This is a genomic window from Stenotrophomonas maltophilia group sp. Smal12 (genome assembly GCF_037079935.1).
Lineage (GTDB): Bacteria > Pseudomonadota > Gammaproteobacteria > Xanthomonadales > Xanthomonadaceae > Stenotrophomonas > Stenotrophomonas sepilia.
The window spans coordinates 1-11,228 of the sequence record NZ_JBAWUK010000080.1 but is presented as its reverse complement, the minus strand read 5'-3'; the positions used below and the strand labels follow the sequence as shown (position 1 = coordinate 11,228).

Here is an 11,228-nt window from a genome sequence, read left to right as displayed (position 1 = left end):
CTACATCGAGATGTTCTACAACCCGATCCGCCGGCATGGTTCCGCTGGCGGCGTGTCACCGGTAGAGTTTGAAAGGCGCTACGCGCAGAGCGGCAACTGAGTGTCTACAGAACTCTGGCCGGTCCAGGCTGCATTATGGCATGCGCGGCACATGTAGGTCGCAACGACGGGTTGTACCCAGTAGAGCTCGAGAGGCAGTACGCACTAAACGGCTGACGACCGTCTACGAAACCCTGTGCGATTCACTGGAACGATTCGACGATCGCGACCAGCTGTCGACTGGCGCGCTAAGGCTCTATCTGTTCCTTCGTCAGCGCGGATTTTGTCGAAATCCGGGTGAGCATCCTCCATCGTCGCAAGGCGCGTGTATATGAACAATCCTGCATACCAGGCAAGTTATACCTGTAGCTGGCAATGAACGGGCATGATTGTCCTCTGACCATGGGTCCGAGGGAAATTTTTTCAGCAATCTATCTTGGCACCTGGCGAACCGCTAGCCTTGCTTGGTGCACGCTTTCACGCGAATGCCGCGTGACAACCGAAGGGCGATCTGCACGAACAAGGATTTTAATCATGGCAGGTAAACGGCAGCACTACATTCCCCGCTTCCTTCAACGAGGCTTTCTCGCCTCGGATCGAGAGGAACCTGATGGCGAATGCACTTGGTGGCACTTCCGAGGTAATCCTCCTCGCAAACTAGCTATTAGCCACGTCGGCGTTCGAGAGTACTTCTACTCAAGGGCTGCTACGAACGGCGAGCGCACACTGGACGACGTAATTACCGATCAGGAGTCACGTGTGCAGTCGGACCTGCAGTATGCGCGCATCTCACTGGCAGGGGATCGGCTCGACGCCGAACGGATCGGCGCACTTGTAACTCATCTGGTTCTCAGGACCGCGTACATTCGCTCCGCCTTGGGTGACGCAGGCGAAAAGATTACACAAGCGATGCTCAACAGCGTGGGGAGCCCGGCTGGCCTTCGCAAACTGCTAGACGTTGATGCCCCAGCTCCAACTGCTCAAGTGCGAGCCATAACTTCAGGTGTGGTCGAGCGCTTGGAAGCAGAGGGCCACGACGTTATCCCGGCGCTCCTGGAGCGCACGCTTGCGTATTATGTCCGTGAGAACTTTGAAGATTTCATTCCGGAGTTCGACTGGACGTTCGGTGGGGTGCAAGCAGAAATTGCCAGGCAACTCCCCGTGATCATCGCTCGCTCTCACCAAGCCACGCTGGCAGAAGGCAATTTTGGCGCTTGGGATAGCGCCCTTTCCAAGCTCGCCTGGACTAAGGCTTCTTTGCAATCGGTGGTCCTGCCCGATTGCATCGCTGTTGCGCGTTCAAGCAAGATGGATTGGGCTCCCCTGTTGCTAGTAGGTACCCAGGACCTGGATGCATGCATCCTTCCGCTGGACGATTCCAGTGTGCTGATTGGGGCGGCCAGCGAGGGAGTGTCTGTTTCCGCCGGCGAGCTCAGTGATATCTGCGCCGCCTGCAGCGATGATTTTTTCATCGCCGCATCGCCGATGCCAGAACTATCCGGGGCACTAGGTCGACGATCCGGCCAAGCCGTGGTCCACTTGGTGCAAGATGCTGTGGAGGACGTTCAGTCGTCAGTTCATCCACCGTCGTTCCCGCGCGTAGTGCCATCGCCGCCTGCGCCGCGTTTGCGTGAGTACACACTTAGCGTGCCAGCCGATTTGGGCGAGGAGCATGCAGCATTGCTGACTGACGCCGTGCGGGAATCGGTCGAGGATCTCTCCGCTGTCTTTCCCCTTCACATGCTTGATGGCATCACGATCGCACGGAACTATGCCCAGACGCTGCAGGAGCTGGACATGGGTGATCCCCGACTGCCGGCGCAAACCAGCAGCCCGCGGCCTGATGGCGTCGGCGTGGGTAGATGCGTGAGCGTTTTTCGAAACGGCGTTAAAAAACAACACATCGTGCTCGGCTGGCCGGTCGCACAAGGCTTGCTCTCAGACCGACCTGACGCGCAGCGCGCCTCAATTCACACCATGGCTAAGATGCTGGTGTCAGCGAGCTTCGATGAAAGTCATGTCCTTCAGAATAGTGAAGGTACATACCCGGCCGGACCATTCACGCACATCCTGCATCGCGCAATCTCCACGGTTCCGAGCCAGTACTACATTTCACGTGCGACGGCCTCCTTCGATACGGAGGCGAGCGATCGCTATGCAGCTCTTATCAAAGGGTATGTCCCTGACATCATCGTGGCGTTGCAACAGGCGCACGTGCGGTATCAAGCCTCCGAAGATGTCAACGAGCTGCTGGAAACTGCGCTTAGTTATGTTGGCCCACTCATCGAGCATGTGGCGCAGTGGTGTGGCCACGTCGATGGCCATAACGAGTCGAGTGGTGACCCGCAGAGCTCTGGAGCCGCTGCGGGGAGGCACGAACCCATCCAGGCAGCCTTGGCGCCGCTGCAGCTAGGCAGATGGTCGAGCCTACTCCATGGTGATCTTCGCACGCTTTTCGAAGTGCCTGAGAATTTCACCACTGAAGGCGTGTATGGGCTCACAAGCCATCTGGAACGTGCGCTCTGGTCTGTCGGGATTCACCCATGGCCAATGGACGACGGTCAGATGTACGTGACGGTGGGCGCGCCGCCCTGTACACCCTAAAACGCTTTGCGCAGATTGATGGATGGAATTCCCCCAAGATGCCGTGTCCCGATTCAGTATCGGCCTGGCTCATCGAAGCCGCGTGATGACTAGGGAAAAGGGGCATCCCATCATTCAGGCCGAAGCCGCTTAGCGGCTCGGCTTAACTCAGGCGTTGGACGTCCGCTTCTGGCCGAAAGCGGACATTGGTGCGGCCGCCGCGCCAAGTGCTGGGTTCGGCTGTTTGCTGGCTCGTGCGGCGGACCGAACCGCACTAAGATCGTTTCGTATCAAAGGTGAGCCTGGGTCACTCCGCCCAGCGTGGGGATTATCAACGTGCAGATTCTTAACTATCCCTCTCTCGCCTGCCAGAATGCCGAGACGACGTCTTTCCTTAGGGCGTCGAGATCCTTGGCGAGCTTATCCCGTGGCAGGAATGCGACCATCAGCGAAGCGAACGCCACCACCAGTGCGAGAACAGTCAGCCATTCCATACGGCGTTGGGCTTTGATGCTCTCGCGAACGCTGAGGACTGCAGATACTTGCTCGAAATGCTCACGTATCGAAACCTCCTCCTCGGTTAGTCGATTAGCCAAGTAATTGACTCCGCCGCGAATTTCCTCAGGCAATTCTCGCGGCTTGTCACCATCCCTCCAGCCTGGTGTGGTGAATGATGGGCAATCGTGATTGTACCAGCCCAGATCTTTGGACTTCCGAGCAAGCTCCCTTGCGACTGCAGGTGATCCCAGTGTTCTATCGAAGAATTGGCTGATCTCGCGCAGCGAGCGCTTGACGCTACGTCGACCTGATCGTGCCTTCTTTAGGTTCTCGCGCGTAACGTTGATGTCGCGGAGTTGTTCCTTGAGATATTCGAGCGTCGATGCATGAATGAGAATTCCCTGAAGTTCCTCGTGGCACACATAGAGAACGGCTTTCATGGTCTTGCCGCCGTAGAACTCCACCCTTTCCTTGGGGAAGGCGGCGACATCCAAGGCAGTCAGGATATGCAACCCTTCCTCTCCCGCCCTGAATCCTCCCATCGATAGCTGAAGCCCAGGCAAGTCCTTGTAGGTCCATGTTTCATGCCGAGAAACATTGGCCAATGTCCAGCGCCAGTTAGGAAACCCGTTGTTTGGCGAATGCTCTGGTTCATGAAAGATTGGCCCGCTCTGGGAGGTCAGCAATTCCATTGTTGGAAACCTCTCGCGGCGATTCAGTCCGCTGAAGAAGCCTGGAATGTGCTGCCCGAACCAGTTCCCGACCATGCGGCGAAGGTCCCTCCGGGCTACCTCGATAGCTTCGCGCTTCTGGTTCTCTGGGCCTATGGATTCGATCCATAGGCGAGACCGAAAGCTGCGCCGGCGGTAGGTCGTGCGGTCCTGGTTGAGCTCTGTCGCATAGCGCTGGGCCAACGACTCATCCAGCTCGAATCCCACGACCATCGCAGTGAGGGACGAGGTGATCTGATGGACACGAACCATCAACGACTCCACTCCCGGCGGCAGCGTTGCGAAGTTGTGGATCAATGAGGTGTTGCTGCGACGTTCTTTTCCTAGCACCGACCCCACGTTCAACCAGGCCTCTGCACCAAATGACCGCCTCTCGCGGACCCACCTCAGCACGCTGTCCTTCTCGTTCCAGGCACCCGCGCCTTTCCAGCCAAGCTTTTCCAGTCCGCTATACAGGCCATCTACTTCCGCCGATCCATAGAGTTCGACGCCCCAGATCACGTTTACCCTGAGATCCAGCTCGAGCGGCACGCGGATGCGTTCGTTCTGCTTCCGGTCGTGGTCGCGTTCGTAGTCACGATGCGACCGGTATGGACCCGGGATCAGATTGGGCAGAAGCCAGTGGGCTTGCCAGTGCAGTTGTCGCAACCACTTCCGCTTGGGGGAACCATTGGATGGGGGAAGCCCCGACGGACTATTCGTAGGATCGTTCTTGGATAGGAGATTAGGTTGTTCGGATTCAGTCGGGGTGGCCATGTTCGACGGGCTAGCTCAGGCGAAAGGGTGAAACTGCCTTGACACGATGCCCTATCAGTATCCGAGACGCCCTTGGAGCAGGCAAGCTGGAGCTATTTGGCTATGGCCCCAGCTGCACCGTAGCCAGCGTTTGCCGGAACCTTGCATCAATGTCAGGAATCGGAGATTGGACCTGGCGGCGTCTGCAACGAATCTGAGAAGATCTTAACGGCGACCGCATCGTGGTGGCCTCTCGATGTTTGGAGTTCATTGCTAAGCCCGCTGAGCAGTTAGGTCAAGAAGGACCGCTCTTGGCCGGAAGCGGACACTGCGCCAGTGGTCGATTTCCTGCGACCAGAAAGATGACGTTGCGGATGAATTCTCACGGGTCTAGATCCGCATATTTAGTCCCATCGGATACAACGTGGAAGTCTTGATCAGTTGCCTTTCGATCATTTTGGCTGAGGCCTCAGGGATCCCATAAGCCGAGATGTCGTGCACACAGATCACGTTCTGGCCCTGCATCCCCCGCATGGCCTCGTGAAAGCGGCGGTTCGAGTTCTTTTCCAGCGCTTCTTCAACGTGCTCCATGTATCTTTGCTGCCACGAGCGCCGAGATCGGCCGACATAGCTCATGCCTTTGATCGTCTCGTAGCCGATGCGGCTTTTGGTGAAAACAAACGCCTTAACTTGCTCTTCTGCAGTTCCACTCTTTTTAATTCTCTCAAGCTCTTCTTGAGTGAACAGTGGCCGTTTGTAGGTATGCCGATAGACGATGTGATCACCGGTAGGTGTGTGCTCCGTCGAGCAGTAAAGCAGGGGCACGCACACCAGTGTGCTGCCTCCGAACAAGCGATGTTTGCTTTCAGCGAAAAAACTGACCCCGCTCATATGACCGGGCTCCAGCATCAAAGTGAAAATCGAAGACCCGGTGTCCACGTCGTGATGGCCGACAAGCCGGATACCCGTGTGCGGGACACCTGTGGTCGCTGAATCACGAAGTTCGCCTTTGAGGACATTCACGCCTTGGTACCGCATGACCGCATCCATGGCGACATCCACGTCGAAATGGGGGCCGAAGAAGAGCCGCAGAACGTCAGGGTTGAGAAAGCTCGACATGTGCGAGTGAGAAGGTTACTGAGGTGAATCAAGTATGCCTGTTGCCAAATAGTATCTGCAGTATGCCTTGTCGAAAATACGTGCCTCCGAACCGAGACACTCCGAAGTGCTCAATTAACGTCCAATCGCGTGACGTCACATGAATCGGAATGGGTACGAAGCGGATCCCGCCTCAGCGAACCATGGAAGCAAGGTTCTATTCGGAGTGCGGCGGATGACTCCTTGTCGTATGCACGCCAGAAGCCTTTTGTGTCGATTCCGCAACTTCCGGTAGCGCGGGCAACCAGTCTCTGTACTGATCGAACGCTTCCTTGAAATTTGCCCTGTTCTCTTCTGCCTCGATTCCGTAGATGCTGAAGAGTGCAATGGTTCCTACTGGAACACCCTTGGGAGCTCGGCCGGCTTTACGCATGTTCTCTTCGTGGAGCACGGCACGCAGCGACTCTTTGTGATCAGTCCGCAGGTAGTTCGCCAAGTTCGAGATTTCTTGGTAGACCTTGTCTGCGTAATCGAATACTTCGCCCGTCGTTGGAATCTCGCCTTTGTGGAGCGCCGCGTTCCGGGCAGTAGCTAGTTTCTTGTCGAACTCGTAGGGCTTTCCGGTCGCAGCAAGATAGAGAAACAAGAAAGCACCGAACTGCCGCTCAGACTGCGAGGCCACCTCCTTCCACGAAGCCTCGAAGTTGCCCGGATCAACACCGCTGGACCGGGCGAAGACACGGATCGCAAGCTCGAAAAGTCGCTCGCGCGACGCAGCCAGGCATGCGACAGCTTGAAGCGTCTGATCATGGATCAATGCGTCTGCGGCAGCGGTCAGCAGCGTTTCGAACTTTGGGTTCTGGACGATGGAGAATGCTGCGTGGCCGAGCGGACATGTGGCCTCGACCGTGTGTCCATCGTAGTAGTCGCCTACAAACAGGTACGGTTGGACGCTGCCCGACTTGGTGCACTCAACGCACTGCAACAACGATTTCATCCAGGAACCTACCTCGTAGCAGAACTGATCGACACTAATTTGAGTGATCGAATCGCGTGAGCGTGCTTAGTCCGGTACACCGGCCCGGCCGATCTCGATCAGCTCATCCGCGTCCGCTCAGTCGGCATGATGATGCCATACGATTGCTTGGAGTTCCCCCTAGAGTCTGCTTCTGGTCGGAAACGGACCCCGCACATGGTGACTATGTGAAACGCAGTGAGTACTCCCTTTTCCCGCCAGAAGCCGACATGTTGTCATTCAACTTGACGACCTAAGGACGAGCTCATCCAGGAACAGCACGCCGTGATGGGCCAGCGAGATCTCACCGGGGCAGGGCGGGTTGCCGCCGCCCACCAGCGCCGCCGCACTGGCACTGTGATGTGGCGCCCGGAAGGGCCGCTGCCGCCACCGTCTTGGGTCCAGCCCTTCGCCACTCACCGACGCAATCGCGGCCAGCTGCAACGCCTCGGCTTCCTCGGTGTCCGGCAACAGACTGGGCAGGCGTGAGGCCAATAGCGTCTTGCCGCAGCCAGGGCTGCCGATCAGCAATAAATGGTGCCCACCGGCGGCCGCCACTTCCAACGCGCGCCGCGCATGCGCTTGCCCGCGCACGTCGGCCAGATCGGGCAGTGGCAACGGCGTCGTGTTTACGCGCTCCACGGACAGCAACAGGCGCGGATTGCCCAACCCGGCGCAGCACTCCAGCAGCGTGCGCGCCACACGTACATCGGCGTGCTCGGCCAGGGCCGCCTCGGCGGCATTGCCCGGCGGCACCACCAAGATGCGCCCGGCATCAGCCGCCGCAATCGCCGCCGGCAGCGCGCCGGCCACCGGCCTCAGCTCGCCGGTCAGGCCAAGCTCACCCAGGAACTCGTATTGCAGCAGCGACTGCGGATCGATCTGGCCACTGGCTGCCAGAATGCCCAACGCGATGGCCAGGTCGTAACGCCCGCCTTCCTTGGGCAGGTCAGCGGGCGCGAGGTTGAGCGTGATGCGTCGCTGCGGAAAGTCGAAGCGCGCGCAAAGAAGGGCGGCACGCACGCGCTCACGGGATTCACGCACGCTGGTCTCGGCCAGGCCGACAATCTGGGTGGCGGGCAGGCCACCGGAGAGATGCACTTCCACCCGCACCAGCGGGGCATCGACCCCGGCGCGGGCACGGCTGTGGACCAGCGCCAGGCTCATGTGTGGTTTCCTGCGGAGGGGCGCTTGATGGTGCGGCAGGCGTTCCGCGTTGGATATCGGGGATTTCAGGTGAAGCGGCTAGGGGGATTCCGGCAGACCGTTGGAGTGCGCCTGCGCGCTTCATAGCGGCCGGTGTCCGCGATCGAGTGTCGGAACTCAACCGATATGACGTGGAACAACGCCGGGGAATAGGCCGTTGCCGCTCGCCCGGGCCGGCCTTTCACCTCTCTGGATCTGCGCCCGGGAGACTGCGGAAATCCAAGAAAATTCCCCATGAAGTGCTTTTCGTACAGGCATTTACATTTCACCAGAACTACACACATTTACTTGAAGGTAAGCAAAAGGGGCGCTAAAATTCACCCAACACACCCGCCAAGCCTCTGACGCGCTAGTTCGCGACATGCTCAAATTGGCGGGTTTTTTTTGCCTGCTGATTGGAGTCGGGATGACCCGCTACCGCAAACCGCCCCTGTCGATTCAGGAACAGTTGGATCTGCTCCAGCAGCGCGGGCTTGCCATTGGTGATACCGCCAATGCCAATCGATACCTGCAGCGTGTCGGCTACTATCGTCTTATGGGCTATCTCTACACACAGCGCATGCCCGGTAGCGACAATTTCCGCGATCAAGCGACATTCGAAGAAGCGATAAGCCTCTATGAGTTCGATAGAGCGCTTAGAGACCTGGTGATGGAGGCCGTCGGCCATATCGAGGTCGCAACGCGGACCGTGCTCACGTACCACTTTGCGCATGCGAGCGGCGCCTTCGGCCATCTGGAAGCGTGTAATCTGACCTTCGCTGGACAGGAGCATGCAGATTGGCTGGATGGCGTCGAAAGTGAAGTGGTGCGCTCCAGGGAGACGTTCATTCGGCACTACCGGGACAAGTACACCTCACCGGCGTTTCCCAAAGTACCGGTTTGGATGGCAACGGAAGTCATGTCGCTGGGGTCGCTCTCCCGCCTCTACAAAGCGCTTCGTACCCGTGAGCAGAAAGCTGTTGCGGGTGAGATGGGCCTGGCAGCCCCCGTCTTCGCGAACTGGCTGCATGTCACCAGCGTGGCGCGAAACGTCGTTGCACATCACAGCAGGCTTTGGAACAAGGAGCTCGGTGTTTCGGCGGTTCGTCCTCGGTCGGCGGGATGGTCTGAACATGAGGCACCGTATGCGCCGAACCGCTCCTTCTTTCTGTTGCTCCTGCTTCGCAAACTTCTGGAAGCGACAACCGCTGATTCCAAGGATTGGCGTGAACGTGTCGATGCCCACCTCGCGGCTGGCCTGACGAACGAAGTTCGAGTGAAGAGCCTCGGGGCTGCGGCAGGATGGCAGGGGCACCGCCTGTGGCGCGGGTGAGACCACGAGTCGCCTTTGCTGTCGAGAGAGCTTTCGGTGGCTTCGTGTTATGGATGGCCGGTCGGGGGGATTCTCGTCAATCGCGGTGCGGCGCCCCAAGTAGACACCGCTGCTCATCAGGCATCGCCCCATTGAAGCGCCCAAACCGCGCCTCAACCCACGAAGGCCCCGCACTTTCCACCAACAACCTTCCCTGGCTCTGATGCAGATCCAGCCAGCGCTCGAAGCTGGTGCGCAGACGCTCGATGTCCGGCGCCCGCCACCGTGCATCGGCGGGCATGCGGATCAGCACGCGCGAGGGCGCATTCTCCACCTCCATCACCAGCACGCGCTTGCATCGGATCTCGAAGGACGTTGCTCTGGCATGGCGTGTATGCAGTTCAAAACCCTCGTGGGCCTTCGCGGTCACGAAGCCGAGCGCATCACTGTGCAGCAGGCGGTAATCGTCCGGCTGCAGCTTCTGGTAGGCCCACACCTGATCGCTCGCAGGCTCAGGCCACTCCACCCACATCGCGCCGATCACCGCGATGCACACCGCCGCAGCGGCAAGGCCGTGCATCTTCATTCGTCACCCCGCACACAGGCAGAAAGGTCCGCGCCATAAGCGCGCTCAGTCCTTGGGTCGCATCCGCTCGTGGATGAAGGCGGTCAGCGCGAGATCGGCCATCACCAGCCCCTCCATCACCCGGTCGCCCACGTACTGCTCCGGCTCGCCGTTCTGGCGCGTGCGCTCGGCCGCCAGCAGGATCTCCTGCACGATGCGCTGGCCGGTGAGTGCGCAGTCGGCGTCGGACAACGCCATCTGCCGGCTGCGTAGATGGTGCCGCTCGGGCCAGGGCTGGCCGTCGGCCGCAGCGCCCGCACCGATGGCGTGCAGGATGGCGATGAGGCTGTTGGGGTCCAGCGCGGGCGCGGGTGACGGCGCTTCCTGGATCGGGCGCGGGGGCGGGGAGTGCGGTGTGGTCATGGCGGGCTCCGTGCAAGCAGGCGGACGCCGCCACCGATAAAGGTGGCGGGCAGAGCGTGGCTCGAAAACCGGATGTTGGGAACCGGCGGGTACAGGACCCCCACGCCCCGCCCGCCATAGCCGGCAGACGGATTGCCAGCCGGCACCACGCGCGGTGGTGCCGGCTGGCAAGCGCAAACTACTTCCCAACAAAACGGGCTTTCGAGTCCCGACCACCGATGCACGGTGGCGCAGTAACGATTACCTGCTGTTGTTCGGAATGCCAACGGGTAGGGGTCAATGCCGCCAAAACCCGAGACGTTTTTGGCATTGTCGCATAGCGAGGAAAGCGGCGAGAGCCTTGGCGTGCTTGGCGCAGCGGCACTTCTGGGACGGAGTCGTCAGAACCTTCCGCCAGAGACGCAGGGAGCGGCAAATGCGACAGCATTGGTCCGACGGTCGCTGATGGATGCCACGTATTTCGCCTCTATGCGTGAGTGACTTTCTGCCTATTGACCCCGCGGGGCGCCACGCAGAATCTGACTACCGCTGTAGTCACTCAGAACTGTTCTGCCCGCAGCAGGAAGGTTCTGTGGCGTTTGAACGGACTCCACCCACTGGCGCAGGCCGCTACAAGGATCACTGTACGTGTTACGCCGCAATCGACTTCTTCTGTCTGCGGGTCTGGTCCCGCTCCCGTGGTTCCTGTTCTGGATCAGCGTTGCCGCCGTGTTTGCGCCGGGCTACAACCCGCTTGCACAACACGCCAGCGAGCTGCTGCAGGCGCCAACGCTTGCAAGCATCTGCGCCAGGATCGCCGCCATCGGCTCCGGCGTGGGATTCGTGGCGTTTGCCATTGGGGTATGGCGGGAGTCCGGCCGCCGGATTGCCTTGGGCGCGATCTGATGGATGATCTTTGGCATCTCCATGCTGACCAACTGTTGGCGCGCATCCAGAACTGACCCACTTTCGGCGGTGATGCGCGGGTAAAACTGACCCACCTGAAGCCCACATCCTGAGCATCTTTTGCTCGGGGGATTTCAGGAGTGATCACCATGGTCATGT

At 59.4% G+C, this 11,228-nt stretch carries 7 protein-coding genes and 2 pseudogenes; 3 read left to right on the top strand and 6 right to left on the bottom strand.

Features of this window, described 5'->3' with window-relative positions:
- Positions 1-573 precede the first annotated feature (573 nt).
- A complete protein-coding gene (locus WDC87_RS20960) occupies positions 574-2,643 on the top strand; it encodes a DUF4238 domain-containing protein (protein ID WP_252744864.1) in 2,070 nt (689 codons plus the stop codon).
- A 329-nt stretch (positions 2,644-2,972) separates the two neighbouring features.
- Here the strand turns inward: WDC87_RS20960 and WDC87_RS20955 are convergent, their stop codons facing one another.
- From WDC87_RS20955 to WDC87_RS20940, 4 genes and pseudogenes are all read right to left on the bottom strand, one after another.
- Positions 2,973-4,499 (bottom strand): hypothetical protein, encoded by a 1,527-nt coding sequence (locus WDC87_RS20955; protein ID WP_252744865.1) that lies wholly within the window; start codon positions 4,497-4,499, stop codon positions 2,973-2,975.
- Positions 4,500-4,976: 477 nt separating this feature from the next.
- On the bottom strand, positions 4,977-5,705 hold the full coding sequence (locus WDC87_RS20950) for a hypothetical protein (RefSeq protein ID WP_252744866.1): 729 nt from the start codon (positions 5,703-5,705) through the stop codon (positions 4,977-4,979).
- A gap of 196 nt (positions 5,706-5,901) precedes the next feature.
- Positions 5,902-6,681 (bottom strand): hypothetical protein, encoded by a 780-nt coding sequence (locus tag WDC87_RS20945; RefSeq protein WP_301655301.1) that lies wholly within the window; start codon positions 6,679-6,681, stop codon positions 5,902-5,904.
- Between the two features lie 279 nt (positions 6,682-6,960).
- Positions 6,961-7,866: pseudogene (locus tag WDC87_RS20940) on the bottom strand (YifB family Mg chelatase-like AAA ATPase); the annotation flags it as partial.
- 445 nt (positions 7,867-8,311) lie between these two features.
- Between WDC87_RS20940 and WDC87_RS20935 the strand changes: the two are divergent.
- The gene (locus tag WDC87_RS20935; RefSeq protein WP_049440011.1) at positions 8,312-9,217 is read left to right on the top strand and encodes an Abi family protein; all 906 of its coding nucleotides are present in this window, start codon (positions 8,312-8,314) and stop codon (positions 9,215-9,217) included.
- 76 nt (positions 9,218-9,293) lie between these two features.
- On the opposite strand, the gene WDC87_RS20930 is transcribed toward WDC87_RS20935, so the two are convergent.
- Entirely contained in the window at positions 9,294-9,782 is a 489-nt protein-coding gene (locus tag WDC87_RS20930) for a cold-shock protein (RefSeq protein WP_227836804.1), read from the bottom strand.
- 45 nt (positions 9,783-9,827) lie between these two features.
- Positions 9,828-10,184: a hypothetical protein gene (locus tag WDC87_RS20925; protein WP_021201939.1), complete on the bottom strand. Its 357-nt coding sequence runs from the start codon at positions 10,182-10,184 to the stop codon at positions 9,828-9,830.
- A gap of 627 nt (positions 10,185-10,811) precedes the next feature.
- Between WDC87_RS20925 and WDC87_RS20920 the strand changes: the two are divergent.
- A pseudogene (locus WDC87_RS20920) lies at positions 10,812-11,066 on the top strand (DUF998 domain-containing protein); the annotation flags it as partial.
- Positions 11,067-11,228 lie beyond the last annotated feature (162 nt).

Coding starts and splice junctions, on each gene's coding strand:
- WDC87_RS20960 (WP_252744864.1), top strand. CDS start 574: ATGGCAGGTAAACGGCAGCACTACATTCCCCGCTTCCTTCAACGAGGC.
- WDC87_RS20925 (WP_021201939.1), bottom strand. CDS start 10,184: ATGACCACACCGCACTCCCCGCCCCCGCGCCCGATCCAGGAAGCGCCG.
- WDC87_RS20950 (WP_252744866.1), bottom strand. CDS start 5,705: ATGTCGAGCTTTCTCAACCCTGACGTTCTGCGGCTCTTCTTCGGCCCC.
- WDC87_RS20935 (WP_049440011.1), top strand. CDS start 8,312: ATGACCCGCTACCGCAAACCGCCCCTGTCGATTCAGGAACAGTTGGAT.
- WDC87_RS20945 (WP_301655301.1), bottom strand. CDS start 6,681: ATGAAATCGTTGTTGCAGTGCGTTGAGTGCACCAAGTCGGGCAGCGTC.
- WDC87_RS20930 (WP_227836804.1), bottom strand. CDS start 9,782: ATGAAGATGCACGGCCTTGCCGCTGCGGCGGTGTGCATCGCGGTGATC.